Annotated in this window: 22 protein-coding genes and 1 pseudogene; 8 read left to right on the forward strand and 15 right to left on the reverse strand. The window is 71.7% G+C overall.

Translation table 11 applies throughout. The features are described 5' to 3' along the window. Positions 1-89 precede the first annotated feature (89 nt). Both ACFMQL_RS28960 and murQ read right to left on the reverse strand, forming a co-directional pair. Positions 90-1,151 (reverse strand): serine hydrolase domain-containing protein, encoded by a 1,062-nt coding sequence (locus tag ACFMQL_RS28960; RefSeq protein ID WP_364054220.1) that lies wholly within the window; start codon positions 1,149-1,151, stop codon positions 90-92. Between the two features lie 126 nt (positions 1,152-1,277). After that, a complete protein-coding gene (murQ, locus tag ACFMQL_RS28965) occupies positions 1,278-2,177 on the reverse strand; it encodes an N-acetylmuramic acid 6-phosphate etherase (protein WP_364054217.1) in 900 nt (299 codons plus the stop codon). A 57-nt stretch (positions 2,178-2,234) separates the two neighbouring features. On the opposite strand from murQ, the gene ACFMQL_RS28970 reads away from it, so the two are divergent. Further along, on the forward strand, positions 2,235-3,344 hold the full coding sequence (locus tag ACFMQL_RS28970) for a DUF1343 domain-containing protein (RefSeq protein WP_364054214.1): 1,110 nt from the start codon (positions 2,235-2,237) through the stop codon (positions 3,342-3,344). 8 nt (positions 3,345-3,352) lie between these two features. Here ACFMQL_RS28970 and ACFMQL_RS28975 read toward each other — a convergent pair whose 3' ends face one another. The 8 genes from ACFMQL_RS28975 to ACFMQL_RS29010 form a co-directional block, all read right to left on the reverse strand. Further along, positions 3,353-4,216, reverse strand: coding sequence for a GNAT family N-acetyltransferase (locus ACFMQL_RS28975; protein ID WP_364054211.1), 864 nt, complete (start codon positions 4,214-4,216; stop codon positions 3,353-3,355). A gap of 11 nt (positions 4,217-4,227) precedes the next feature. After that, on the reverse strand, positions 4,228-5,238 hold the full coding sequence (locus ACFMQL_RS28980; protein WP_378787951.1) for an ABC transporter ATP-binding protein: 1,011 nt from the start codon (positions 5,236-5,238) through the stop codon (positions 4,228-4,230). Beyond that, on the reverse strand, positions 5,235-6,221 hold the full coding sequence (locus tag ACFMQL_RS28985; RefSeq protein WP_364054205.1) for an ABC transporter ATP-binding protein: 987 nt from the start codon (positions 6,219-6,221) through the stop codon (positions 5,235-5,237). Before ACFMQL_RS28985 ends, ACFMQL_RS28980 begins: the two co-directional genes overlap by 4 nt. Before the next feature lie 3 nt (positions 6,222-6,224). After that, complete coding sequence (locus ACFMQL_RS28990) at positions 6,225-7,124, reverse strand: ABC transporter permease (protein WP_364054202.1); 900 nt, start codon at positions 7,122-7,124, stop codon at positions 6,225-6,227. Then, a complete protein-coding gene (locus tag ACFMQL_RS28995) occupies positions 7,121-8,131 on the reverse strand; it encodes an ABC transporter permease (RefSeq protein WP_364054199.1) in 1,011 nt (336 codons plus the stop codon). The genes ACFMQL_RS28990 and ACFMQL_RS28995 overlap by 4 nt, the downstream gene beginning before the upstream one ends. Positions 8,132-8,141: 10 nt before the next feature. Next, positions 8,142-9,962 carry an ABC transporter substrate-binding protein gene (locus tag ACFMQL_RS29000; RefSeq protein WP_364054196.1) on the reverse strand — a complete coding sequence of 607 codons (1,821 nt, stop codon included), beginning with the start codon at positions 9,960-9,962 and terminating at the stop codon, positions 8,142-8,144. 145 nt (positions 9,963-10,107) lie between these two features. Beyond that, the gene (locus ACFMQL_RS29005) at positions 10,108-11,076 is read right to left on the reverse strand and encodes a zinc-binding alcohol dehydrogenase family protein (protein ID WP_364054193.1); all 969 of its coding nucleotides are present in this window, start codon (positions 11,074-11,076) and stop codon (positions 10,108-10,110) included. A gap of 54 nt (positions 11,077-11,130) precedes the next feature. Then, complete coding sequence (locus ACFMQL_RS29010; RefSeq protein WP_364054190.1) at positions 11,131-12,360, reverse strand: M20 family metallopeptidase; 1,230 nt, start codon at positions 12,358-12,360, stop codon at positions 11,131-11,133. A 100-nt stretch (positions 12,361-12,460) separates the two neighbouring features. Here ACFMQL_RS29010 and ACFMQL_RS29015 point away from each other — a divergent pair. Then, positions 12,461-13,202, forward strand: a pseudogene (locus ACFMQL_RS29015) (HAD-IIA family hydrolase). Between the two features lie 86 nt (positions 13,203-13,288). Here the strand turns inward: ACFMQL_RS29015 and ACFMQL_RS29020 are convergent. The 3 genes from ACFMQL_RS29020 to ACFMQL_RS29030 all read right to left on the reverse strand — a co-directional run bounded on the left by ACFMQL_RS29020 (position 13,289) and on the right by ACFMQL_RS29030 (position 17,195). Continuing rightward, on the reverse strand, positions 13,289-13,825 hold the full coding sequence (locus ACFMQL_RS29020) for an NADPH-dependent FMN reductase (protein WP_364054184.1): 537 nt from the start codon (positions 13,823-13,825) through the stop codon (positions 13,289-13,291). A gap of 200 nt (positions 13,826-14,025) precedes the next feature. Then, positions 14,026-16,056 carry an AarF/UbiB family protein gene (locus tag ACFMQL_RS29025; RefSeq protein ID WP_364054181.1) on the reverse strand — a complete coding sequence of 677 codons (2,031 nt, stop codon included), beginning with the start codon at positions 16,054-16,056 and terminating at the stop codon, positions 14,026-14,028. 209 nt (positions 16,057-16,265) lie between these two features. Then, positions 16,266-17,195, reverse strand: coding sequence for an acyl-ACP desaturase (locus tag ACFMQL_RS29030; RefSeq protein ID WP_364054178.1), 930 nt, complete (start codon positions 17,193-17,195; stop codon positions 16,266-16,268). Between the two features lie 77 nt (positions 17,196-17,272). On the opposite strand from ACFMQL_RS29030, the gene ACFMQL_RS29035 reads away from it, so the two are divergent. Further along, entirely contained in the window at positions 17,273-17,716 is a 444-nt protein-coding gene (locus ACFMQL_RS29035) for an NUDIX hydrolase (protein WP_364054175.1), read from the forward strand. A gap of 400 nt (positions 17,717-18,116) precedes the next feature. Here ACFMQL_RS29035 and arfB read toward each other — a convergent pair whose 3' ends face one another. Continuing rightward, positions 18,117-18,524 carry an alternative ribosome rescue aminoacyl-tRNA hydrolase ArfB gene (gene arfB / locus ACFMQL_RS29040; protein ID WP_378787955.1) on the reverse strand — a complete coding sequence of 136 codons (408 nt, stop codon included), beginning with the start codon at positions 18,522-18,524 and terminating at the stop codon, positions 18,117-18,119. Positions 18,525-18,693: 169 nt separating this feature from the next. Here arfB and ACFMQL_RS29045 point away from each other — a divergent pair, with 169 nt between their 5' ends. Then, a complete protein-coding gene (locus ACFMQL_RS29045) occupies positions 18,694-19,509 on the forward strand; it encodes a hypothetical protein (RefSeq protein WP_378787957.1) in 816 nt (271 codons plus the stop codon). Next, positions 19,506-20,093 carry an HAD family phosphatase gene (locus ACFMQL_RS29050; RefSeq protein WP_364054169.1) on the forward strand — a complete coding sequence of 196 codons (588 nt, stop codon included), beginning with the start codon at positions 19,506-19,508 and terminating at the stop codon, positions 20,091-20,093. The genes ACFMQL_RS29045 and ACFMQL_RS29050 overlap by 4 nt, the downstream gene beginning before the upstream one ends. A gap of 343 nt (positions 20,094-20,436) precedes the next feature. On the opposite strand, the gene ACFMQL_RS29055 is transcribed toward ACFMQL_RS29050, so the two are convergent. Next, on the reverse strand, positions 20,437-21,903 hold the full coding sequence (locus tag ACFMQL_RS29055; RefSeq protein WP_378787959.1) for an efflux RND transporter periplasmic adaptor subunit: 1,467 nt from the start codon (positions 21,901-21,903) through the stop codon (positions 20,437-20,439). Positions 21,904-22,049: 146 nt separating this feature from the next. Here ACFMQL_RS29055 and ACFMQL_RS29060 point away from each other — a divergent pair, with 146 nt between their 5' ends. From ACFMQL_RS29060 to ACFMQL_RS29070, 3 genes are read left to right on the forward strand one after another with little or no spacing between them, the layout of a single operon-like run. Further along, complete coding sequence (locus tag ACFMQL_RS29060; protein WP_364054163.1) at positions 22,050-23,123, forward strand: efflux RND transporter periplasmic adaptor subunit; 1,074 nt, start codon at positions 22,050-22,052, stop codon at positions 23,121-23,123. Further along, the gene (locus ACFMQL_RS29065; RefSeq protein WP_364054160.1) at positions 23,120-23,851 is read left to right on the forward strand and encodes an ABC transporter ATP-binding protein; all 732 of its coding nucleotides are present in this window, start codon (positions 23,120-23,122) and stop codon (positions 23,849-23,851) included. The genes ACFMQL_RS29060 and ACFMQL_RS29065 overlap by 4 nt, the downstream gene beginning before the upstream one ends. Then, the gene (locus ACFMQL_RS29070) at positions 23,848-25,089 is read left to right on the forward strand and encodes an ABC transporter permease (RefSeq protein WP_378787961.1); all 1,242 of its coding nucleotides are present in this window, start codon (positions 23,848-23,850) and stop codon (positions 25,087-25,089) included. Before ACFMQL_RS29065 ends, ACFMQL_RS29070 begins: the two co-directional genes overlap by 4 nt. Positions 25,090-25,099: the final 10 nt, after the last annotated feature.

A 25,099-nucleotide genomic window follows, 5' to 3' on the forward strand; every position in this document is an offset into this window, starting at 1 on the left:
CCAATTTGTCCTCGGCCGTCTCACTTGTACCATCACACACAGTTTGGCACCGGGCAATAAGCGGTTTGTGGTCTGGTAATTACTTCCCGTCAAGAAACGAGGTCAGCCAGCCTTAACGCTTCTTCCGCCACTTTGTGACGCAGGGTGCGGATGCCTTCACGCCCGCGTACCGGGTGCACGAAGTTCGTCAGCAGCACCACGGTGAGACGGCGGTCCGGATCGACCACCAGCGACGTGCCGGTGAAGCCCGAGTGGCCGTAGGCGTCCTTCAGCGGGCCGACGATGCCGGGATCGCCGATGCGCACGCCCAGCCCGTGGCGGAACGGCGCGTCTTCGACGCCCTGGTCCCGGGTCATCTCGGCCACGGTCGCCGCGCTCAGCACGGGCCCGCCGCCGAGCCGCAGCGCCTCGCCGAAGGCCAGCAGGTCGTCGGCGGGGGCGAACAGGCCCGCGTGCCCGGCCACGCCGCCCAGCGCGTACGCGGTCTCGTCGTGCACCTCGCCCCGCACGCACCCCGGCCCGGGGCGCTCGGCCTTCCACTCGGTCGCGGCCACCCGATCGAGCAGCTCGGGGCCCGGCCGGTAACCGGTGCAGGACAGCTTCAGCGGGCCGGTGACGCGCTCGCGTACGAGCACCTCCAGCGGCGCCCCTCCGGCCAGCTCCGCCAGATGGCCCGCCATCACCATGCCGACGTCGCTGTAGAGATAGGGGCCGCCCACCGGGTGGGCGGGCGGCGTGGCGACCATGGCGGCCAGGCGCTCGGCGGGACCGGCCTCCGGCAGCTCCCTGTCGATGCGCCGGCTCGCGGGCAGGCCCGCCGTGTGGGTGAGCAGGTGGCGCGGCGTGATGCGCGGGTCGGCGGCGGGCAGGCGCCCGGTCACCGGCTCGTCGAGGTCCAGTCTGCCCTCCTCGGCCAGCGAGAGCAGCACGACGGTGGTGAACAGCTTGCTGACGGAGGCAAGGTCGAAGATCGAGTCGCGCCGTGCCCGCGGGCGGTCCGCGGCGAGCGTGCCGTCCGCGCCGGCGTACCTGACCAGCTCGCCGGCCGCCGCCGCGGCCGCCACGGAGCCGTCCACGGCGATCAGCGCCACCGCGGCGGGGCACACCTCGGGCACCGCGGCCGCCAGGATCTCCTCCAGCCGGTCCGACATCCCCGTACTCCTCCTCTTCATCCGGCACCAAGACGTCCACCACACGCCGTAAACCACGCGGCCCGCCGTGCGCAAGCCCTCCCGCGCGTCCGGTGTTCGCGCGGCACCCCGGCCGGACCGCCCGGTTCAGCCGCTGAGCGCGTCGCTGAGCCGCTCGCCGTGCGAGCGCAGCAGCTCCCTGGCCGCCTCGGCGTCGAGCCCGTGCCGGATCATCAGCACCGCGATCTTCGCCTGGCCGCCGGCCGCGTCCAGGGCCGCCTCCGCCGTCGCGTGGTCGGCCCCGGTGATGTCGCTGACGATGCGCAGCGCCCGCCCGGCGAGCTTGCTGTTCATCGCCGACATCTCGATCATCTTGTTCCCGTACGTCCGGCCCAGCTTGACCATCGTGATCGTGGAGATCATGTTGAGCACGAGCTTCTGGGCCGTGCCCGCCTTCAGCCGGGTCGAACCGGTCACCACCTCGGGGCCCACCACCACTTCGATGGCGTGCTCGGCGGCCGCCGACAGCGGGGCGTCGTCGTTGCACGACAGCGCCACGGTCAGCGCGCCGCGATCTCGCGCCTCCGCCAGCGCGCCCAGCACGAAGGGAGCCCGCCCGCTGGCGGACACGCCCACCACCGAGTCGAGCGGTCCCACCTCCAGGTCCTTCAGCGCGGCGGCGCCGGCCTCGGCGTCGTCCTCGGCACCTTCAACGGAACGGGTCAGCGCCTCCGGCCCGCCCGCGATGATGCCCTGCACCATCGACGGGTCGGTGCCGAACGTCGGCGGGCACTCGCTGGCGTCGAGCACGGCCAGCCGCCCCGACGTGCCCGCGCCCACGTAGAGCAGCCGGCCACCCTCGTTCATCCTCGCGGCGATGGCGTCGATCGCCTCCGAGATCGCCGGCAGCGCCAGCGCCACCGCGGCGGGCACGGCGGCGTCCGCCTGGTTCATCAGCCGGGCGATCTGCAGGGTCGGCAGCCGGTCGATCTGGGCGTAACGGGGGTCGCTCTGCTCGGTGGACGCCTCTGATAGCGGATCAATCATGTCGCTAATTTCCACCCTCTACTTCTCTCTTGTAAATATCTTTCAGACAATGGGTTCATGCCACACGTGAGAACAGGAGCCGAACGGCTGGCCGCGGATCCCGCCCTGGCGGGCGGTACGCGCCTCGGCCTGATCACCAACCCGACCGGCGTCCTGCCCGATCTGACCCCCACCCCCGACGCCCTGCTGGCCGCAGGGCTCAAGCTCACCGCGCTCTTCGGTCCCGAGCACGGCATGCGCGGCACCGCGCAGGCCGCCGGCAGCGAGGCCGACGGCGTGGACGAGCGGACCGGCCTGCCGGTCTACGACACGCACAAGCGCTCCGGCGCGCCCCTGGACGAGGTGGTGGCCGCCTCCGGGGTGGACACGCTCGTCTTCGACATCGCCGACGTGGGCGCCCGCTTCTACACCTACGTGTGGACCATGTACGACCTCATGGCCTCCGCCGCCCGGCTCGGCCTGCGCTTCGTGGTGCTCGACCGCCCGAACCCGCTCGGCGGCGCCGTGGAGGAGGGACCGCTGCTCGACCCGGCGTTCGCGAGCTTCGTCGGCCGCTTCCCGCTGCCGCTGCGGCACGGCAGGACGGCGGGGGAGCTGGCCGGGATGTTCGGCTTCGACCTGGACCTGACCGTCGTCACGATGGAGGGCTGGCGGCGGGAGATGAGCTACGCCGACACCGGCCTGCCCTGGGTCATGCCCTCGGTCAACATGCCGACCCCCGACACCGCGCTGGTCTACCCGGGCACCGGGCTCTTCGAGGGCACGAACTTCTCCGAGGGGCGCGGCACCACCCGGCCGTTCGAGCTGATCGGCGCGCCCTACGCCGACGCGCGCTTCGCGCCGGCGCTCAACGAGCTGGGCCTGCCGGGGGTGCGGTTCAGGGAGGCGTGGTTCACGCCGACGTTCCACAAGCACGCCGGCGTCCCCGTACGGGGGGTTCAGCTCCACGTGCACGACCCCGCCGCCTTCCGCCCCGTGCTGACCGGCCTGTCGATGCTGCACGTGGCCCGCACCCTCTACCCGGACGAGCTGAAGTGGGCGGGGCCCGAGCTGTTCCTGGACCACCTGTGGGGGTCCGACTCCCTCAAGAAGTGCCTGGAGGCCGGGGAGGACCCGCGGGCGCTGTGCCCGCCGCCGGCCCGCCCCGAGGGAGGACTTCTGTACTGACCGGCTCATCACGCCAGATCGCGCCGGTAGAGCCAGAAGACGCGTTCGGCTCGCGCGCCCACGGCGCGCGAGTAGAACCGCAACGGCCCCACCCAGCCGATCTGGGCGTGGTCCTGCCCGGCGGCCCGCTGCTCCGCCAGGCACCTGCGCAGCAGCACCCGCCCGAGGCCGAGGCCCCGGGCGTCGGGCGCGGTGCCCATGGGGCCGAACCAGGCCGGCCGCGCACCCCACGCGGCGAAGCCGAGCACCCGGCCATCGCGCTCGGCGTAGTGCAGCCCGGCCGCGTTGACCGCCTCCCAGGCCCATCGATCGTTCCACTGCTCCTCGACGAAGGCCGCCACCCGCTCCCGGCCGGCCGGCGCGTCACCGGGACCGCCGAGCCCGTGCACCGAGACGCCCGCGCGCTTGAGCCGCGCGAGGTCGTCCTCGACGCCCAGGTCGGCGTGGCGCAGGTCGGCGGTCATGTTCCAGGCCACCTGGTAGCGCTCGTAGCCGAGGCTCTCGGCCAGGCACGCGGCGGCGGTGTAGCGCACGTCGATGCCCGGCCAGGCGTAGCACGGCGGGTTCCCGGCGAAGCGGGCCTCGCGGGCCCCCTGCCCGCGCAGCCACTCCTCGGCCGCGCGCACCAGCGCGCGCCCGCGCCCCGCGCCCTGCGCCGAGGGGTGCACGGCCAGCAGATCGACGTGCCCGACCGCGGGGTCCACGGTGTTGACCGAGGCCATCACCACGCCGCCGTCCACGGCCAGCGCCGTCCAGCGCCGCTCCGCAGGGGGCCGCGACAGGCTGCCCACCAGGGCGGCGGCCTCGCCGGCGTCGAGCGTCAGCGCGGCCTGCGCCACCCGCGCGGCCTCGCCCGGGTCGAATTCCCGCACCGAGTGCGCCATCACACCTCGCTCATCGGGCGCGCGATCACGCTGCGGCGCTCGGGGTAGAAGCAGGCGTGCTCCTGCGGGACGCCCTCGGTGCGCCCCAGCACCGGCCGCTCGGACATGCAGCGGTCGGTGCGGAACGGGCAGCGCCGGGCGAACAGGCAGCCCTCGTCGGGCCGGCTCTCGTCCAGCGACTCCAGCGGCACCACGGGCTGCTCGCCCGGCTGCTCGAGCCCGTGCAGCACCGGGATGGCCGACAGCAGCGACTGCGTGTACGGGTGCACGGGGTCGGCGATGACCGTGTCCACCGCGCCGCGCTCGACGACCTGGCCCCGGTAGATGACGTACAGCTCGCCGTCGTCGCCGATGTAGCGGGCGGTGGCCACGTCGTGCGTGATGAACAGCACGCTCACGCCGAGCCGCTCGCGCAGGTCCTTCAGCAGCGCCAGGATGCCCAGCCGCAGCGAGACGTCGATCATCGAGACGGCCTCGTCGGCGACCAGCATCTCCGGGTCCACGGTCAGCGCGCGGGCGATGACCACGCGCTGGCGCATGCCGCCGGAGAGCTGGTGCGGGTAACGCGCCAGCACCGTGCCGGGGTCGAGGCCGACCAGCGACAGCACCTCGGCCGCCCGCTCCTCGATCCACGCCCGCGACCTGCCGGTCTGCTTGGCCCGCAGGCTGAGCGGCGCATGCAGCGTCTGGTGGATGGTCCTGGTCGGGTTCAGGGCCGAGTACGGGTCCTGATGGATCATCTGGATCTTGCGGAAGTGCGGCTGGCGCTGCTTGGGCTTCAGGCTCGACATCGGCACGCCGTCGATCTCGATCTCGCCCGCGTCGTACGACTCCAGCCCGGCGATGATCCGCCCCAGCGTGGTCTTGCCGCACCCGGACTCGCCGATGAACGAGGCCGCGCCGCCCTTGGGGATCGCGAAGTCCACGCCCCGCAGCGCCTGCACCTCGCGGGCGCCGAGCACCTTGCCCCGCTGCTTGAACGTCTTGACGACGCCGGTTCCGGTGATCATGCGTGCTCCTTCACGGTCACGGCGTGGCAGGCCACGGTGCGCGAGCCGTCCGCGACGGCCTGCGGGTCCTCGGTCTCGCACACGTCCATGCGCAGCGCGCAGCGCTCCCTGAAGACGCAGCCCTGCTGGGGCACGGTCGCCAGCGTGGGCGGCCGGCCGGGCAGCGCCTGGGCCTCGGAGATGTCGCCGACGAGCCGCGGGATCGCCTTGATCAGGCCGCGCGTGTACGGGTGGCGGGGCGCGCCCAGCACCTCCGTGGTGGGGCCCTGCTCGACGATGCGGCCGCCGTACATGACGGCGAGCCGGTCGGCCACCTCGGCGACCACGCCGATGTCGTGCGTGATGACCAGCGTGGTCAGGCCGCGCTCGGCGTGCACCTCGCGGACGATCTTCAGGATGTTCGCCTGGGTGATCATGTCGAGCGCGGTCGTCGGCTCGTCCAGGACCACCAGGTGGGCGTTGAGCACCAGCGCCAGCATGATGCCGACCCGCTGGCGCATGCCGCCGGACAGCTCGTGCTGGTGCGAGTCGAGCACGCGGGCGCCGTCCAGGCCCATCCTGGCCAGCAGCTCCTTGGCCTCGCGCACCAGCCCGCGCAGGTCGTCCACGCCGTGCGAGCGGCCCAGGTCGAGCAGCTGCTTGCCGACCGTCTTGAGCGGGTTGAGAGAGTTCTGGGCCGCCTGGAAGACGTAGCCGATGTGCTTGCCGCGCGCCTTGCGCAGCTGCTCGCCCGACAGCGCGGCCACATCGCCCAGCCCGTCGATCTCGACGGTGCCCGCCGCGATCCTGCCGGGCGGCTGCACGGCGTTGAGCAGCGACAGCGCGAGCGTGGACTTGCCCGAGCCGGACTCGCCGACGATGCCGGTGATCGAACCCGGCTCCAGGGTCAGGCTGACGTCCCTGACGGCGGGCAGCTCGCCCGCGGGGGTCTTGTAGACGACCGTCAGGCCGCCGATGCGCACTCCTGGCGCCTTGTTGCTCACCCTCTACTCCTCGCGCAGCCGGGGGTTGAAGATCTCGTCCATGGCGTCGACCACGAGCACGATGGCCAGCGTCAGCAGCAGGATCGCCAGCAGCGGGCCCAGCAGGAAGCCGAGCGCGCTCGGCACGGTCAGCGCACCCGAGCGGAACACGGCCGTGTTGAGCATCTGGCCCCAGTTGTTCGACTCGTACGGCAGCACGCCCAGGAAGAACAGGCCCACCTGCGAGTACACGCCGCCGGTGATCGCGATCAGCATGTTCATCGCGATGTACGGCGCCATGCTCGGCAGCAGCTCCTTGCCCACGATGTGCGTGGTGGACAGGCCCAGCCCGCGCGCCGCCTCGATGAAGCCGCGCTCGCGCAGCGACAGCGTCTGCGACCGCACGGCCCTGGCCACGCCGCCCCAGCTCAGCAGCCCCAGCACCAGGCCCATCTGCACCGCGCTGCTGAACTTCCACACGGTGGACAGCACCAGCAGCAGCGGCAGGCCGGGGATGGTCAGCTTCATGTCGGTCAGCCGCATCAGCACGGTGTCCCAGCGGCCCCGCTTGAAGCCGGAGAACAGGCCGATCGCGGTGCCCAGCACGACCGTGATGACGGCCGTCACCAGTGCGGCCAGCAGCACGTAGCGGGAGCCGGTGACGACCAGCGCGATCACGTCGCGGCCCTGGTCGTCGGTGCCCAGCCAGTGCTCCCAGCTCGGCGGCCTGGTGATCTGGTTCGGGTCACGGGGCAGCGGGTCGGGGTAGAACATCGGGCCGAACGCGCCCATGAACACGAACCCCGCCATGAGCACCACGCCCACCAGGCGGCTCGGCTTGCGCCGCATCACCCGCCACACGCCCGACCAGAAGTTGCGGCGCATCGCCGCGCTGGTGGACGAGCTCTCCAGCAGGACACTCATGCCGACACCTCCTCCCCGCTGCGGACCCGCGGGTCGATGACGCTGTAGAACAGGTCCGCGAGGATGTTCGCCACGATGATCGACACCGTGATCAGCAGGAACGCGCCGCCCATCAGCGCGTAGTCGCGCATGGTGATGCTCTCGATGAGCAGCAGCCCGAGACCCGGGTAGTTGAAGATGCGCTCGATGAACACCGCGCCGCCCAGCAGCAGGCCGAGCGAGAGCGCGAGGATCGTGAACAGCGGCAGGATCGCGTTGCGCGCGATGTACCGGAAGATGATCGAGCGCTTCATGCCGCGCAGCTCGGCGGCCAGGATGAAGTCGTCACCGAGGACGGTCACGACGCTCGACTTCATCGCCAGGATCCATCCGCCGTAGGCGGCCAGCGCGTACGTCGCCACCGGCAGGATCGCGTGCTCGATGAGGGAGCCGATGTAGCCGGCGTTGAACCCGGGCTCGTACAGGATGTCCACCGGGCCGTCGGCCGGCAGGATCGGGATCAGCGTGGCGAAGATCGCGCTGAGCAGCAGGCCCAGCACGTACTGCGGCACGCCGTGCAGCAGCGACCCGGAGATCGCCAGCACGTCGCCGAGCTTGCCGGACCGCTTGATGGCCGCGTAGACGCCCATGATGACGCCGACGAGGAAGCTCAGCAGCGTGCCCGCCAGCACCGGTAGAACGGTCCACTTGGCCGCCTCGGCCAGCACGTCCGTCACCGGGGCGCCGGCGTGCGTGACCGACTGGCCGAGGTCGAAGGTGAACAGCCCGCCGAGGTAGCCGGTGTACTGCTCCCAGAGCGAGCCCTTCGGCTGGAAGCCGTAGAGGACGCGGGTGGCCTGCTCGGCTGCCTCGGGAGACATGCCCTGCTCGACCAGTTTCTGCACGTTCGCCGCCACGGGATCGCCCGGGATGCTCCTGACGATGAAGAAACTGATCGTGGCGACCACGAGGATCATGACGACCCCGCGGGCCAGGTGGCCCGCGAGTCGCCGTGCGATGACCGTCATAAGTTCTCTTCTACTGCTTGGCCTTGATCAGACCGAGCTGGATCCAGACACCGGCCGGCAGGCGGAGCAGGTCGCTGTCCTGCTCGGGCCACCCGGTGAAGCGAGAGGTGTTGACGAACTGCGTGTTGACGTAGTCCCAGAGCTGGATGACCGGTAGGTCCTGGTTGGCCGTCTTGGCGAGTTCCACCATGATCGGCTTGGCCTCCTCCGCGGTGGCGGAGTTCAGCTTCGCGGTGAGCTCGCCGGGGTTGACCTTCCCGACGCCCTCGACCTCGATCTCCTCAGGGCCGCCCATCCAGTTGCCGCCCTTGCCGGGGGCGCTGTGCTTGACCTTGCCCGCGACGTTGGTCCACCCGTTGGAGGCGCCGTAGAGGCGCTGGAAGATGTCGTACGGCGCGGGGCCGAGCGCCATCAGCCAGAAGCCGACGTCGTACTTGCCGGCCGCCAGCTCCTCCAGGTAGACGGGGTAGTCGGCGACGGTGACGACCTCGGCGTCCACGCCGTTCTCGACGAGCTGGCTCTTGATGTTCTCCTGGGCGGAGATCCAGTCGGAGAAGCCGGACGGCGCGGTCATCCTGACCTTCCACGGGGTGCCGTCGGCCAGCGTCCACTTGCCGTCCTTCTTCTGCAGACCGGCCTCCTTGAACTCCGCCTCGGCCTTGGCGACGTCGTGGTTGTACGGCTCGAGCTTGTTCAGCTCGTCGCCGATCCACTCCTGCGCGGGCTTCTGGTGGATGCCGGAGGTCGTCACGGCCGGGGTGCCGCCGTCGGGCGAGGCTACCTTGGTGACCTGCTGGCGGTCGATGAGGTAGGCCAGGCCGCGGCGCACGTGCACGTTGTCGTACGGCTTCTTGGACTGGTTGAACGCCATGCCGACGGCCACCGGCGAGAAGCCGGTGATGGTCTGCGAGCCCGGAGCCTGCTTGATCCGGTTCATCACGTCCGGCGGCGCGGCGACGAAGCCGGAGTGGTCGAGCTTGCCGGCCGACAGGTAGTTCCAGATCTGCTCGTTGCCGCTGTAGTTCAGGAACTTGACCTGGTCGGGAGCGACGTTCGCGGCGTTGTAGAAGTTCTTGTTCTTCACCAGCAGCGCCTCGCCGGGGTTGACCCGCTCCAGCGTGAACGGACCGCCGGAGACGTCCTTGGGCGGCGCGAAGGACAGCACCTTCTGGCCCAGGCCGGTGATCTCCTCGCGGGCCTTCTCGGCGTCGGGGCCGTCGCCCTGGGCCGTCTTCAGCTTGTCCCAGAAGTCGGCCGGCAGCAGGCTGCCCCACACGTGCGCGGGAACGACCCAGTTGTCCATGACACCGCGGGCGAACTTCGAGCTCGGGTTGCTCATGTCCTGGGTGACCTTGATGGTCTTGTCGTCCACGACCTCGATGTCGGCCGCGAGGCCGGCCGCGCCGGGCGTGGTCGCGAACGCGGTGCTGCCGGTGGTGTAGGCGAGGCCGATCGAGGTCTTCACGTCCTCTGCGGTGATCGGCTTGCCGTCGGACCACTTGCCGTTCGGCTGCAGGTGGATGGTGATCGACGAGTTGTCAGGCGCGATCTCCCAGCTAGCCGCGATGCCCGGGTAGAACTGGTTCGGGTCGGTCAGGTGGTTCTTGACCCAGCCGAGCTTCATGGCGTTGTAGCCCTGGAAGGAGTTGCCCTTCGGGGCCCAGGGATTCGCGGGCGCCGACGCGTCGAGGCCCGGCCTGTTCACATCGATCGTGGTGAAGAGCCCGCCGCCTCCACCGCCCGACCCGGACTTGTTGGTGGTGCCACCGCTGCACGCTGCAGTCGCGGTGGCAAGGCCCAGCAACGCCACTACCGCTGCCAGTCGCTTCATTTGCCGCTCCGGGGGATGTCTCTAGGGATTGACCGGACATTACGATCGCGCCAGATCGGCGTCAATAATCTCCAGCGGTTGTGAGGCTAATGTAACTTTCCTTCATGAGTGTAGGAAGTGGCGCTCAGCGCCATCAAGTAAAACCTCAGGTCAGGGTCAAGACGGCCGCCCCGTTGACCCGGTCGGCGGCCAGATCGGCCAGCGCCCGGTCCGCCTCCTCGAAGGCGTAGGGGACCGCCGACACCCGCGGCGGATGCGCGAGCGCCAGCTCCAGGTACGCCCGCCCGTCGGCCCTGGTGTTGGCCGTCACGCTGCGCAGCGTGCGCTCCTGGAACAGGTGCCGCTCATAGTCGAGCGGCGGGACGTCGGTCAGATGGATGCCCGCCACGGCGAGGGTCCCGCCCCGGTCGAGCGCCTCCAGCGCAGGCGGCACCAGCGTGCCCACCGGCGCGAACAGGATGGCCGCGTCCAGCGGCTCGGGCGGCCGGTGCTCGTTCGCCGAGGCCGCGCCCAGCTCAAGCGCCAGCCTACGTGCTTGTTCCGACCGCGTGACCACATGAAGGGCGGCGCCCCGCGCGATGGCCGCCTGCGCGGTCAGATGCGCCGACGCGCCGAAGCCGTAGATGCCGAGCCGCCCATCGGGCGGCAGGTCGCACCGGGCCAGCGCCCGGTAGCCGATGATGCCCGCGCACAGCAGCGGCGCCAGCCACTCGGCCGGCCGGTCGTCGGGCAGCGGGTAGACGTAGTCCTCGCGGGCGACGACGTACTCGGCGTAGCCGCCGTCGGCGTCCCACCCCGTGTACGTCGAGTCCGGGCACAGGTTCTCCATGCCCCTGCGGCAGTAGCGGCACCGGCCGCAGGTGGAGCGCAGCCACGCCACGCCCACCCGGCGGCCGCCGCCTGCGATCCTGCCGACCACCTGGTGCCCGGGGGTGGTGCGCGGCCGGCGCGGCTCCAGGTCGCCCTCCGCCAGGTGCAGGTCCGTACGGCACACGCCGCACGCCTCCACCTGCACCAGGACCTCGCCGGGCCCCGGCACGGGCGTCTCCCGCTCGATCAGCCGCAGCGGCCCCGACGCGATGGGCCCCGGCCGCTCCACCACCCAGGCGCGCATGTGTCAGCTCCCTCCCCGGTTCACGCGGCCTCCCGGTTCACGCGGCCTCCCGGTTCACGCTGGCTCCCCGCTCGTGGCGGCCGCCCGCGCGAGCCTGGCGTGGGCCAGAGCGGCGTACAGGGCGGCGCCGTCGGGCAGCACCGAGTCGTCGAAGACCGCGTCGGGGGAGTGGTTGTAGGGGGCCGTCGCCGGGTCGCGGTCCGGCGGGCAGGCGCCCAGGAAGATGAACGCGCCGGGCACGTTCTCCAGCACGTACGAGAAGTCCTCAGAGCCCATGATCGGGTTCGGCGCGACGGCGTAGCGGCCGGGGCCGAACAGCTCGTCGGCCGTCGTGCCCGCGAACTCCGCCTCCGTCGGGTCGTTCACCGTCACCGGGTAGCCCATGCCGAACGACGTCTCCGCCGTCATCCCGTACGCGGCCGCGATGCCCTCCACGACCTCCACCAGCCGCCGCTTGGCCAGCGCCCGGTTCTCCTTGCTGAAGGTCCGCACCGTCGCCTCGAAGTGCGCCTCGTCCGGGATGATGTTGTCGGCCGAGCCCGCCTGGAACTTGCCGACCGTCACCACGACCGGGTCGAACACGTTGAACGTCCTCGTCACCATGGCCTGGATCGAGGTCACCATCTCGCAGGCGGCCTGGATCGGGTCCAGCGACAGGTGCGGGGTCGAGCCGTGCCCGCCGCGCCCCTTCACCGTCACGAGGAACGTGTCGGCCGCCGCCATCAGCGGCCCCGGCCGCGACGCGAACACCTTCGGCGGCAGCACCGACGACACCACGTGCATGCCGTACGCGGCCACCGGGCGGGAGCCCGCCGCGTCCAGCACGCCCTCCTCGATCATGTGCTTGGCGCCGTCGTGGCCCTCCTCGCCCGGCTGGAACATGAAGATCACATCGCCGGCCAGCTCGTCGCGCCGCGCGCTCAGCAGCCGCGCCGCGCCCACCAGCATCGCCGTGTGCAGGTCGTGGCCGCAGGCGTGCATCCGGCCCGGCTCTTGGGAGATGAACGGCAGGTCGTTCTTCTCGGTCACGGGCAGCGCGTCCATGTCGCCCCGCAGCAGCACCGCCGGGGCCTGTCCGCCGCCAGGACGTCCGCCGCGCAGCACGGCCGTCACCGAGCTGAGCGCGGACCCGGTCGTGATCTCCAGCGGCAGCCCCTCCAGAGCCGCCAGCACCTTCTCCTGGGTGCGCGGCAGGTGCAGGCCGATCTCGGGGGTGGTGTGCAGGGAGCGCCTGAGCTGGACGATCTCGTCCCGCATGTCTTGGGCGGTTTCAGTGAACGACATGGGGAACATTCTTCATCTGCGGGACGGGAAGTCGATAAGGCCCTATCGGTACGATGGGCGCGTGACTCAGCGTAAGCGGATCGACGCCTGGTTGTCCGACATGGACGGCGTGCTCGTTCATGAAGGGCGGCCCATCCCCGGTGCGGACGAATTCATCAAGAAGCTCAGCGAGTCGGGGCGCAAGTTCCGGGTCCTGACCAACAATTCGATCTACACCCCACGCGACCTGTCCGTCCGCCTCGCGAACGCCGGCCTCGACGTGCCAGGCCGAGTCCATCTGGACCTCCGCCCAGGCCACCGCGCAGTTCCTCGACGACCAGCGGCCCGGCGGGTCGGCGTACGTGATCGGCGAGGCCGGGCTGACCACGGCGCTGCACGAGGTCGGCTACGTGCTGACCGACCTCGACCCCGACTACGTGGTGCTCGGCGAGACCCGCACCTACAGCTTCACCCAGATCACCCGCGCCATCCGGCTCATCGAGGGCGGCGCCCGCTTCATCGCCACCAACCCCGACCCCATCGGCCCCTCCACCGAGGGCTCGCTGCCGGCCTGCGGCGCCGTCGCCGCCATGATCACCAAGGCCACGGGCGTGGAGCCGTACTTCGTCGGCAAGCCCAACCCGCGCATGATGCGCAGCGCGCTCAACGAGATCGAGGCGCACAGCGAGACCACGGCGATGATCGGCGACCGCATGGACACCGACATCGTCTCGGGCATGGAGGCCGGGCTCTACACGATCCTCGTGCTCACCGGGGTCACGCAGCGGCGGGAGATCGAGCGGTTCCCGTACCGGCCGTCCCTGGTCGTCGAGTCGGTCGCCGAGCTCATCGACCTGATCTGAGCCCGGCTCGGCCGGGGTGGCGCGACGAGGCGCGGGCAGGGCGGCATTCGCCGCCCGCTCACGCGGGGAGGCCGGGCGCGCCCGCGTCACAGCACCGAAAGCGCCGGCTCCATGACCTCGGCAGGGCAGAGCTGCCGGATCACCCGCCGCACCTGATCGCGCAGGTCGGCGGAGGTCAGGTGGCCGTTGTCGTCGAAGTGCGGCCAGGCCGGCGAGATGACCAGCTCGGCGCCCGACACCACGGCGCCCGCCCCGAGCAGACGCTTGTACAGCTCCGCCTGCGCCCACATGGCACCGCAGGCCCGCGCGCTCGCGCTCATCACCGCCACGTGCTTGCCCGCCAGCCCGTCCCGCGCGGCCATCCAGTCCAGTGCGTGGGTCAGCTCCATCGGCAGCAGGCTGTGCTCAGGAGCCGTGAGCAGGATCGCGTCGCTCCCGGCCACCAGCGAGACCAGCTCCCGCGCCGGTGCGGGAACGGGCCCCGGCTGGTACGGCGGGATATCGCTCAGCCCCCGCCACACCTCGAAACGCACGCTCTCCGGCAATTCGCCGCCTGCCGCGTCCAGCAATCTGGTGATGAATGACCCCGCGTGGAGACTGGCGGCGATCCCGATGATTTTCACCCACTGCTCCCAAGGGGTTCCGGTGTTACCGGGAACCTGCCCGATGCCGCGGATGTCCAAGACCATGCAGAAGTCAAGAGGCGCACAGTCTTCCCCGAACCGTCGCCTTTGTGACGTCGGCTCGGGGTGTACCGGTCCGGCCGGACATGTGCCCAGCGCGTACCCGGACGAGCGCGCGTCGTACCCGGCGGAACGCCGGTTCAGCGTGCGCCTTCCCGCACATCGGAGTCCCTCGGGCGGCGGAAGATGAGCGCCAGCACGCGCAGGCCCAGGATCGCGGCGATCATCAGCAGGTTGTAGCCGATGAGGTGAAGCAGCGTCGTCGAGCCCGTCAGCACGGGCCCGCCGTCGGTGGTCAGCAGGATGACCGCCATCAGCCCCGCCGTCGCGCCCAGCACCGTGAGCAGCACCTGGTGCAGCAGGCCCGTCAGGTAGCGGCGGTCGCGCTCGTCGGCGAGCAGCCGCACGTTCATCGTGAACCGGCCGTGCTCGGCGGCGCTGGCGATGCGCTCGACCCGGCGCGGCAGGCGGCGCAGCATCGGCACGAGGGCGGTCAGCTCCTGGGTGAGCGAATCGCGGACGGTCTCGGGCGTGATCTGCTCCGACAGGTAGCGTCCGGCGAACGCGCGGGCCTCGCTGATGAGGTTGAAGCCGGGCGACAGGCGCACCAGCGTGCCCTCCAGCGTGGCGAGCGCGCGGAAGACGGCGGCCACCTCGGGCGGGATCGACAGCCCGTACGCCGAGACGATCTTGAACAGGTCGGTGAAGAGCTGCGCGCTGTCCAGACCGGGCCCGAGATGCCGGGCCATGAACTGCCCGACGGCCCGCTCCAGCGCCGGCTCGTCGATCTCCTCAGGGCGCGGCACCACCTCCAGGAGCGCGTCCGTGACGCCGAGGGGGTCCTGGCGGTTCATGGCCAGCAGGAAGCGCTGCAGCGCCGCGCGGACGGAGCCGTCGAGCCGGCCCACCGAGCCGAAGTCGAGCAGGCCGAGCGTGCCGTCGTCCAGCAGCATGAGGTTGCCGGGGTGCGGGTCGGCGTGGAAGACGCCCTCGATCAGGATCTGCCTGAGCAGGCAGTCGAGCAGGCCACGGGCGAGGCGTGTCCCCTGGCCGGGGTCGGCGGCGGTGACCGGGCGTCCCGACAGGCGCTCCATGACCAGCACCCGCTCGGAGCACATCGCGCTGATCGGCGCGGGATACCTCACCGGCACCGTGCTCCCGGAGCTCCCGGAGCCCCAGGACCCGCCCCGGTCGCCTGAGCCGCGGGCCGGGAGGGAGGCCGAGACGGCGGCCATGTTGGCGGCCTCGACGCCGAAGTCCAGCTCCTCCATGATCGCCGTGGCGAACCCCTCGGCAAGGTCGCACAGGCCGAGCGAGCGGCCCCACCGGGTCCTGCTCTCCAGCGTGGCGGCCAGCCGCCGGACGATCTCCAGGTCCCGGCCGACGACCGCCTCGATGCCCGGCCGCCGTACCTTGACCACGACCTCGCGGCCGGAGTGGAGCCGGGCGGCGTGCACCTGGCCGATGGAGGCGGCGGCCAGCGGGGTACGGTCGAACGCGGCGAACACCTCGTCGACCGGCCCGCCCAGCTCCTCGCGCAGCACCGGCTCGATCTGCTCCCACGGGGCCGGGGCGACCTGGTCCTGCAGCCGTCCCAGCTCCTCGACGAACTCGGCGGGCAGCAGGTCGCGCCGGGTGGACAGCACCTGGCCGAGCTTGATGAACGTCACCCCGCCGTCGTCGAGCGCCGCACGCAGCGACGCGGCCAGGCGCAGCTTGCCCGACCGGTCGTCCAGGCGCTCGCCCCGGCCGCGCAGGTACGGGCCGAGGCCGTGCCTGACGGCGATCCTGGTGATCTGCGAGTAGCGCCTGGCCCGCGACAGCCGCCCGCGTACGGACCTGGCCAGCTCCAGCGGCCCCGGCACCGACCCGGGCGGCACCAGAGCCTCGGCCAGCACCAGCAGCGCCATGGGGATCAGCACCATGGCCATGAGGACCAGCAGCAGCACGCCCAGCGCGGCCGCGTCGGGCGGCTGACGGCCGTCCGCCGGGACCACGGTGGCGACGATCGGCCGCAGCACCGACTGGCCCAGCCCGAGCGCGAGCAGCGCCGCAAGGAACGTGCGCAGCGCCCCGAACCTGACGCCCAGCAGCCGCTGCGTGACGACCGCGAGGAGCATGATCGTCAGCAGCGTGGCGATCCCGACGACGACCGATGAGGGGAAGTCCATGGGGCAGGATCCTCCCACGTCACCGCAGATCGCCACATCATGATCCTCGCTGAGGACGAACCACCACCAGCCGGCCTGCCGGACCTCGCCGGGGCACGAACGGGCGGCCGGGGAGTGCCGGTCACCGCCCGCACGGGCGGACCGGGGGCGCGGGCGGGCGATACCGCCTTGCCCCTGGCGGGGTCACTTCCGAGTCGTCGCCGGGCGGGTCACTGGCGGGCGGCCATGCGGGCGCGCCGCTCCTCGCGGCGCTCGACGAAGCGGGTGGCGGTCGCGTCGGTCTTGGCCAGGAACGCGGCAAGCTCCTCCCGCGCCTTCTCGCCCTCGTCGTCCAGCCCGGTCTTGTCGAACACCGACCACTGCCGCAGCACCGGCATGAGCACGTCGTCCAGGTGCAGCCGCAGGTCGTAGATGCCCTCGTTGGCGATGATCAGAGACTTGCGCGCGAAGCCCTCCATGCCCTGGCCGGGCATCTGGAAGGTGGTCACGACGTCGGTGACCGCCCGCATGGTCTGGTTGGGGTCGAGCTCGAAGGCCGCCTTGAGCAGGTTGCGGTAGAAGAGCATGTGCAGGTTCTCGTCGGCGGCGATCCTGGCGAGCAGGCGCTCGCAGCCCTCGTCGCCGGAGGCCTTGCCGGTGTTGCGGTGTGCGATGCGGGTGGCCAGTTCCTGGAAGGAGACGTACGCGATCTGCTGCAGCATCGTGGCGTACTCGGTCTTGAAGCCCTGCTCCATGTGGCGCATGCGGGCGCGCTCAAGAGCCACGGGATCCACGGCGCGGGTCACGGTGAGGTAGTCGCGGATGGCGCTGCCGTGGCGGTCCTCCTCGGCGGTCCAGCGATGCACCCACGTGCCCCAGGCCCCGTCGCGGCCGAACGTCGTGGCGATCTCGTGGTGGTAGCTCGGCAGGTTGTCCTCGGTCAGGAGGTTGACGATGAGCGACACCCTCGCGGCCTCGGGGAGCTTGGAGTCGCTCTCCTGCCACGCCTCACCCCCGTAGATGCCGTCGAAGTCGCGGCCTTCGCTCCACGGGATGTACTCGTGCGGGAACCACTCCTTCGCCATCTTCTCGTGGCGGTCGAGTTCTCGGGCCACGACGGGCTCGAGCTCGTGCAGCAGCTCCGTCTGAGTCATCGCCATAAAAGATCTTCTCCTTCAGGTTACGGTACCGTAGGTTAGGCTACCCGAAGGACATACCGGTCAAATAGGGTGGATATATGCGACCCAGTGTCCGTGGTGTCCTTCTCGACCACGACGAGCGGCTCGTTCTGTTCCGTCGTACGGTGCCGGGACGCGCGCGCTACTGGACGGTGCCGGGCGGGCACGTCGAGCCGGAGGACGGCACACTCGAGGACGCTCTGCATCGCGAGCTGCTGGAAGAGCTGGGTGCCACGGTCTACGCGGTGCGCCACCTCGTGACCGTGTCCTACCCGTGGATGGGCGAGGTGAAGACCCAGCACGTGTACGGGTGCCGTCTTGTGACCATGGACCCCGCGCTGCGCACCGGCCCCGAGTTCTCCGATCCTGCGCGCGGGGTGTACGAGGTGGAACGCGTACCGCTGAAGCGGTCTGAGCTCTTCGCGCGGAACCTCATTCCGCAGGCGGTGGCCGGCTACCTCTCGGCCACCATCACCGCCCTTCCCCGCCTCATCGTCCCCTGACGCGCCGGGAGGGTTTCCACGCCGCAAGCCGCCCTTCCGGCGGGCCGAGGCAGAGGGATGCGGCCGCGTCAGGCCGGTGACGGGCGCAGACGTGAGGTGGCGCCGGCATAGCGGAGAGGAGCGGGCCGTTCGCGGCGGGGCGTGGGCCTCGGTGCGGTGGGCTGTTCGCGGCGGGGGATGGGCCCCGGTGCGGTGGGCTGTTCGCGGCGGGGGATGGGCCCCGGTGCGGTGGGCCGTTCACGGTCCGAACAGTGGCTCCGACGCGCGGTGGCGACGTGCGGGCCGGCCGTTCGCCGCCGGATGGCGGGCCCGCCGGTGGCGGGCAGCGGGCCGAACCCCCGGTGGGGTGGCGAGGGCGTGCGGCCGGAAGCGCGGTCGCTGGAGACCGGCGAGTGAGCGGTCAGGGGTCGCGGCGGAGGCGCTTGAGGTCGGAGCGGTGCTTCTTGGCGGCGATGCGCCGCTCGACCGCGCCCCGGCTGGGCTTGGTCGGCCGCCGGCGCTTGGGCGGCGGGGCGATCGCCTCGCGCAGCCGCTGCGCGAGCCGGTTGGCGGCGGCTTCGCGGTTGCGGAGCTGGGAGCGGTGTTCGGAGGCGGCGATCGTGATCGTGCCGCTGCCGAGCCGGCTGAGCGCCCGCGCCTTGAGCGCGGGCGGCAGCGCCGTGGTCGCGGACATGTCGAAGATCAGCTCCACCCGGCTGTCGGTGGTGTTGACGCCCTGGCCGCCAGGACCCGAGGAACGCGAGAAACGCCAGACGAGCTCGGCGTCGGGGATGACGACCGAGTCGTTGACGATCAGCGGGCCGGGCATGGCGGGAGACTCCTGTTCGCGAAGTGCTGCTACGTACGACATGTCACCGTATACCGGCGGCATATACCGCCTGCAACGGCATTTTCCGCTTCATCCTTCCGTTGACGCCCCGGCGGGCGGCGGCGTATGCCACTATCGCGCGAGAGGACACGGGGATGGGGGAGGCGCGATGCCCGGCATCGTCGGCGTGCACGGAATCGGCAAGTACGACTACTACCTCAGAGCCGGACGTTCGGTGCCCGGCGCGGAGGCGGCCATGCGCCGCAAGTGGGACCGCTACCTGCACGCGGCACTCGGCGGCGAGGCCAAGCCCTACTTCGCGGAGATCGCCTACTACTCCCACCTCCTGAACGACGGCGGCGACCTCGACGCGGCGCCCAAAGAGGCCATGGAGGCGCAGGCCCACCAGGTCCTCGCCGAGTGGGCCAAGAACCTGGGGATCGGCGAGCACGTCACGGGCGCGCTCAAGTCGTTCACCGGCTGGCTGCTGGACAAGCTGGACGAGCGGTCGGCGGCGTTCGCCAAGCTGTTCGCGCCCGAGGTGGCCACGTACCTCACCGACCAGGGCAGGCGGGAGAAGTGCCGGGGGCTCGTGGCCGACGTCATCCGGCGGCGTCGGCCCCGCGTGGTCATCGCGCACTCGCTCGGCAGCGTGGTCACGTACGAGGCGCTGTGGGCCTGCCCGGACATCGGCGTGGACCTGCTCGTCACCCTCGGCAGCCCGCTCGGCATGCGCAACGTCGTCTTCGAACGCCTCCTGCCGGCCCTCGTCAACGGCCGTGGCGAGCGCCCGCCGGGCGTACGCCGCTGGGTGAACATCGCCGACAAGGACGACATCGCCGCCATCCCGCCCGAGCTGGCCGGGTGCTTCACCGGCGTGGACGCCGAAGAGCTGGTCAACCTCGACTGGATCGACTTCCACACCGCCGAGAAGTACCTGGGCTGCCCGGCGCTCGGCGCGCATCTGCGACCATTCCTCGCATGACGTGGATCGTGTTCGACTACGGCGGCGTGCTCTCCCTGCCCCAATCGGCGGCCGACGCCGAGGCGATGGCGCGGGCGGTGGGAGCCGACCCCGACGAGTTCCAGCGCGGCTATTGGGAACATCGCCTCGCCTTCGACCGTGCCGACCTGAGCCCGCAGGCGTACTGGAGCGCCGTGCTCGGCCGCACCGCCACCGCCGAGGAGGTCGCCCGGCTGGTCGCCATGGACGTCGCGAGCTGGGCCAACCCCGACCCGGGCACGGTCGGGCTGCTCGCCGAGCTGCTCGACGCCGGACGTGACGTGGCGCTGCTGTCGAACGCGCCCATCTGCGTCGGCGACGGCCTCGACCAGCTCCCCTGGATCTCCGCCATCGGCCACCGCTTCTACAGCGGCAGGATGGGCCTGGTGAAGCCCGACCGGGCGATCTACGACGAGCTGGCGCGCGGCATCGGCGCCGACCCGTCCGAGATCGTCTTCATCGACGACCGCGAGGAGAACGTCGAGGGCGCCCGGCGCGCCGGCATGCGCGCCGTCCACTTCACCGACGCCACCGCCCTGCGCGCCGCCTTGCCCTTGTCGGCTTGACGGCGGACTGCGGACGTCCTCCGGGCGCCGCCCGCCCGGACGCTGCCGGATGCCCGCCCGGCGGATGTGGCCTGGCCGGGACACGGACCGACCCGCGTGGACCGCTTGCCGGCCGTCACCGCCCGCTGGGTCGTCCGGCCGGCCGCGGTGCTCGCCGCGCCGAAGCGCGTCGCCCTCCGACGCCGCGCAGGCGGGGAGGTTCTCTGGAAGGTTGCTGAAAGGCGGCTGTGGGTTTGCTCAATCGCGGGTGGGGTGGCCGGGCCCCGGCGGTGGCAGGTGATGCCGGGGTCCGGCCGGGTGACCGGGCCGGACGGGCGGGTGGTGACCGTCCGGCCCGGTCGGCTCAGGTGCCGGGCCAGCTCGCGTCGGGGAACTCGCCCGACGTGCCGCCCGGCATGACCACCTGGTCCTGCTCGCTCAGCCCCGAGACGACCTGTACGTACTGGTCGCCGCGCACCCCCGTGCGCACCACCTTGGCCGCGTCCCGCCCTCCGGCGCGTACGGTGACGACCTGGGTCCCGTCGGGACGGCTGCGAACGGCGGACGCCGGCACGTACAGCGCGTCCTTGACCTCGTCCGTGGTGATCGTCACCGAGGCGGTCTGGCCGAGCATGAGCCCGGACGGTGGCTTGTCGAAGGCCAGCGTCACCCCGTACTGGACCAGCCGCCCTGACACCGTCGCGGCGGGCGCGATCGCCGTCACCGTGCCCGCGTACCGCTCCCCGGCCCGGGTCGCCAGCGTGATCGCGGCCTTCTGCCCGACCTTCAGCCGGTTCACGTCGGACTCGGTGACCATCGCCCGCACCTGCAGCTCGTCCAGGTCGCCCAGGGTGATGAAGGCGCCGGTCCCGGCCTTGTCACCGGCCGCGCCCGCGATCGAGAGGACCGTGCCCGCCGCCGGGGCGACGATCCTGGTCCCCCGTACGGCGTCCGCGGCCTCCTCGACGGCGGCCTCGGCGCGTTCCACGTTCGCGGTGGCCTGTTCGGTGCTGAGCCCTCCCTTGGCCGGCCGGCCGCCGGTCCTCGCCTGCCGGGTTCCGTCCTGCGCGCAGCTGTCCCGTTCGGTGCGGGGCTTGGACTCCTTGGACGTCCTCGCCGTCGTCGGTCTGCCGGTGGCCGCCGGCCTGCCGCTGGTGGCGGGTCTTGACGAGGGACCGGGGGTGGTCGCTTGCGGCGTCTCGCCGGCCTCGTCGGCGTCACCGGTCCCGGGAATGCCCTGGAGCCTGTCGGATGGGGTGGCGGGTGGTTCGTCAAGGGCGGGTGGGGGAGTGGCGGTGACCGTGGCCGTGACCGTCACGGTGGCCGTCGCGGTGACCGTCACCGTCGGCTGAGGTTCCGGCCCGGGCTCCCCGGGTTCGGGCGTGGGCGTCGGATGCGGCGTGTACGGCGCCTCGGGCCCCGCCACGCCCCCAGCCGCCGATGCGCACCCCGGCGGCGTCCCGCCCGCAGCGGCCGTTGACGCCTTGTCCAGCGCCTCCTGAGCCGCCGCGAGATCCGCCTTGGCCGCCTCGTACGCCTCCCGCGCCGCCCGCCCGTCGATCCTGGCCAGCACCTGGCCCTTCTTCACCTTGGCCCCGACCTTGACGTACACCTTCGTCACCGTCCCGGCCGAGCCGAACGCCAGGTCGCGACGGGAGCCGTCCACGGTGTTGCCCGCCGCGCTGACCGAGGCCGTGACCTGCCCGCGCTGCGCGGCGGCCAGCCGTACCTGGGCGGCGGGCACGGGGTCGTCGCGCAGCGCCAGCGCCAGGCCGGTCCCGGCCATGAGCACGGCGAGGGCGAGCCCGCCCAGCGCGATTGTCGGTCTCATGACGGGACATCCTGGCCGAGCAGGTTGGCCGCAGCCTGCGCGCACCCTCAGAGTTTCCTGGACGCCGCCGGGACGCCGCCGTCGTCCAGCGAACGTTCAGCTTGCTCGCGGCTGCGTCACAGCCTGGTGTGCGAGGGTCACCGCTCGTGAAGGTGTCGATCAGACGCAGGGCGCTGGTGACCAACGGGGTGCTCACGGTGCTCCTGCTGGGCGGTGCCGGCCTCGTGTACGCGCAGCTCGGCACGGACCGGGCCGCGGGTGAGACGGCCGTGCGCACGGTGACCGCGAGCCGCGGCTCGGTGACCGCGTCGGTGTCGGCCTCGGGCGCGGTCGAGAGCGCGCGGGCCCGCGCTCTGTCGTTCGGTACGAGCGGGACCGTCGAGAAGATCTACGTCAAGGCCGGCGACAAGGTGGCCAAGGGCGACATCCTGGCCAGGCTGGACGACACGGCGGCGCAGGAGAACCTGGCGGCGGCCAAGGCCGCGTACGACAGCGCCGTGGCGGACGGCACGGACACGGCGCAGCTCTACGCCGCCTACATCAAGGCACGCAACGCCTACCGGCAGGCGCAGCGCACGGTGGCGGCCACGGTCATCAAGGCCCCGTTCAAGGGCACGGTCACCGCGGTGAACGGCTCCGTCGGAGGCCAGAGCACCGGCGGCACGGGCGCAGGAGGCGACCAGGCGGCGGGCGGCTTCATCGAGCTGGCCGACACCACCAAGCTCCGCCTCGTCGGCACGTTCACCGAGTCGGACGCCGGCCGTCTCAAGAAGGGCCAGCAGGCCACGATCACGTTCGACGCGCTGCCCGGCGTGACCGCGACCGGCAAGGTGACGCAGATCGAGCCGGTCGCCGCCACCAGCGACAACGTCGTGCGCTACCCGGTGACGATCACGTTCACAAAGGTCCCGGAGCAGGTCAGGCTGGGACAGACCGCCACGGTCGAGGTCGTGGTCGGCAGGGCCGAGAACGTCGTCACCGTCCCCTCCACCGCGGTCTCCACCAGCGGCGGGCAGACCACGGTCACCGTGCTCAGGGACGGCCGCCAGGTCAGGACCCCGGTCGAGGTCGGCGTCCAGGGCGCCGCGCTCACCGAGATCGTCTCCGGCGTGTCGGAGGGCGAGCAGATCGTGCCGCCCTCCACCCCGACCGGCGGCACCGGAAGCGGCCCGGACGGCCGGCGGTTCGGCGGCGGCTTCCCCGGCGGAGGCCGCAGATGACGGTCCCGGTCCTGCGGGTGCGCAACCTGGTCAAGGAGTACGGCGAGGGCGAGGCCAAGGTACGGGCGCTGCGCGGCGTCAGCCTCGACGTCGAACAGGGCGACTACGTGGCCATCATGGGCGCGTCCGGCTCCGGCAAGTCCACGCTGATGAACATCCTCGGCTGCCTCGACGTCCCCACCTCGGGCACGTACGAGATCGACGGCACCGACGTGGGCCGCCTGGACGAGCACCAGCTCGCCGTGCTGCGCAACCGCCGCGTCGGCTTCGTCTTCCAGGCGTTCAACCTGATCCCGCGCATGAGCGCGCTGGCCAACGTGGAGCTGCCCCTCGTGTACGGCGGCGTCGCCCCGGCCGAGCGGCGCGCCCGCGCGCTGGCCGCGCTGGAACGGGTCGGCCTGGCCGGCCGGGTGCACCACGAGCCGAACCGGCTCTCCGGCGGCCAGCAGCAGCGGGTGGCCGTGGCCAGGGCCCTGGTGACCGCCCCGGCGCTGCTGCTCGCCGACGAGCCGACCGGCAACCTGGACACCGCCTCGACGGCCGACGTCCTGCAGATCCTGGACGGGCTCAGCGCGTCCGGCCGCACGATCGTGCTGATCACACACGAGGACGACGTGGCCGCGCACGCCAAGCGGGTGATCCGGCTGGTGGACGGCGAGATCGTGGACGACCGCCGCCAGGCCCCGGTGGACGGCCCGCCGCCCCGCCTGGTGGAGGCCGCCCGGTGAACCAGATCGAGATCCTCCGCTTCGCCCTGCGCGGCCTGCTGGCGAACAAGCTGCGCAGCGCGCTGACCACGCTCGGCATCCTCATCGGCGTGGCCGCCGTGATCATGCTGGTGGCCATCGGCGAGGGCTCCTCGCGCAGCATCCAGCAGAACATCCAGCGGCTGGGCGCCAACACGCTGACGATCTCGCCGTCGTTCTCCGGAGGAGGGGGCCAGCGCGGGCCTTCCGGCGGCAACACCGGGCCGCGCACGCAGGCCAGGCAGCTCAGCCTCGCCGACGCCAGGGCGCTGACGGACAAGACGCTGGCCCCGTCGGTGAAGAGCGTCTCGCCGGTGGTGACGGTCTCCGCGGCCCAGGCGGTGTACGGCGCCGCGAGCCACCCGATCGCGCAGCTCGTCGGCACCTACCCGAGCTACTTCGAGGCCGTCAACAAGCCGGTCGCGAAGGGCGCCTACTTCTACAACGACGACGTGCTCGCCGCCAGGAAGGTCATGGTCATCGGCCAGACGGTCGCGGACGAGCTGTTCGGCGCGACCGACCCGATCGGCCGGCAGGTCAGCGTGAAGGGGGTGCCGTTCACGGTGGTCGGGGTGCTCAAGGCGGCCGGGTCGAGCGGCGCGCAGGACGCCGACGACGTGGCCGTGGCGCCGCTGCCCGCCGTACAGCAGAGCCTGAGCGGGTTCGGCTCGCTGAACCAGATCGTCGTGCAGGCGACCGGAGCGGAGACCACCTCGGCGGCCCAGGCGGAGGTCACCGCTATTCTCAACCAACGACACGGCATCACGAACCCCCACAACCCCGACTATCGCCTCCTCAACCAGGCGACGTTGCAGGAGACCGTCAGCGAGGCCACCGGCACCTTCACCGTGCTGCTCGCCGCGGTCGCCGCGATCTCGCTGCTCGTGGGCGGCATCGGCATCACCAACATCATGCTGGTGACGGTGACCGAGCGCACCCGCGAGATCGGCATCCGCAAGGCGCTGGGCGCGCCCAGGAGCGCCATCCTGGGCCAGTTCCTCATGGAGGCCACGCTGCTGAGCCTGGTCGGCGGGCTGTCGGGGGTGCTGGTGGCGTTCGCAGGGACCCGGTTCAGCATCGCCGGCATCGAGCCGGTCCTCGTGCCGTCGTCGGTCGTGCTGGCGCTGGGCGTCTCGGTGGGGATCGGGCTGTTCTTCGGCGGCTACCCCGCCAACCGGGCGGCCAAGCTCAGGCCGATCGAGGCCCTGCGCCACGAGTAAGGAGAAGGAG

Origin of the sequence: Nonomuraea fastidiosa, from assembly GCF_042751225.1 — a bacterium.
In the GTDB taxonomy this organism is placed as follows: domain Bacteria; phylum Actinomycetota; class Actinomycetes; order Streptosporangiales; family Streptosporangiaceae; genus Nonomuraea; species Nonomuraea fastidiosa.

Excerpts from the sequence above, each read along its gene's own strand:
- ACFMQL_RS28960 (WP_364054220.1), bottom strand. The coding sequence starts at position 1,151 with ATGTCGGACCGGCTGGAGGAGATCCTGGCGGCCGCGGTGCCCGAGGTG.
- murQ (WP_364054217.1), bottom strand. The coding sequence starts at position 2,177 with ATGATTGATCCGCTATCAGAGGCGTCCACCGAGCAGAGCGACCCCCGT.
- ACFMQL_RS28970 (WP_364054214.1), top strand. The coding sequence starts at position 2,235 with ATGCCACACGTGAGAACAGGAGCCGAACGGCTGGCCGCGGATCCCGCC.
- ACFMQL_RS28980 (WP_378787951.1), bottom strand. The coding sequence starts at position 5,238 with ATGATCACCGGAACCGGCGTCGTCAAGACGTTCAAGCAGCGGGGCAAG.
- ACFMQL_RS28990 (WP_364054202.1), bottom strand. The coding sequence starts at position 7,124 with ATGAGTGTCCTGCTGGAGAGCTCGTCCACCAGCGCGGCGATGCGCCGC.
- ACFMQL_RS28995 (WP_364054199.1), bottom strand. The coding sequence starts at position 8,131 with ATGACGGTCATCGCACGGCGACTCGCGGGCCACCTGGCCCGCGGGGTC.
- ACFMQL_RS29000 (WP_364054196.1), bottom strand. The coding sequence starts at position 9,962 with ATGAAGCGACTGGCAGCGGTAGTGGCGTTGCTGGGCCTTGCCACCGCG.
- ACFMQL_RS29005 (WP_364054193.1), bottom strand. The coding sequence starts at position 11,076 with ATGCGCGCCTGGGTGGTGGAGCGGCCGGGGCCCATCGCGTCGGGGCCG.
- ACFMQL_RS29010 (WP_364054190.1), bottom strand. The coding sequence starts at position 12,360 with ATGTCGTTCACTGAAACCGCCCAAGACATGCGGGACGAGATCGTCCAG.
- ACFMQL_RS29025 (WP_364054181.1), bottom strand. The coding sequence starts at position 16,056 with ATGGACTTCCCCTCATCGGTCGTCGTCGGGATCGCCACGCTGCTGACG.
- ACFMQL_RS29030 (WP_364054178.1), bottom strand. The coding sequence starts at position 17,195 with ATGGCGATGACTCAGACGGAGCTGCTGCACGAGCTCGAGCCCGTCGTG.
- ACFMQL_RS29035 (WP_364054175.1), top strand. The coding sequence starts at position 17,273 with ATGCGACCCAGTGTCCGTGGTGTCCTTCTCGACCACGACGAGCGGCTC.
- arfB (WP_378787955.1), bottom strand. The coding sequence starts at position 18,524 with ATGCCCGGCCCGCTGATCGTCAACGACTCGGTCGTCATCCCCGACGCC.
- ACFMQL_RS29045 (WP_378787957.1), top strand. The coding sequence starts at position 18,694 with ATGCCCGGCATCGTCGGCGTGCACGGAATCGGCAAGTACGACTACTAC.
- ACFMQL_RS29050 (WP_364054169.1), top strand. The coding sequence starts at position 19,506 with ATGACGTGGATCGTGTTCGACTACGGCGGCGTGCTCTCCCTGCCCCAA.
- ACFMQL_RS29055 (WP_378787959.1), bottom strand. The coding sequence starts at position 21,903 with ATGAGACCGACAATCGCGCTGGGCGGGCTCGCCCTCGCCGTGCTCATG.
- ACFMQL_RS29065 (WP_364054160.1), top strand. The coding sequence starts at position 23,120 with ATGACGGTCCCGGTCCTGCGGGTGCGCAACCTGGTCAAGGAGTACGGC.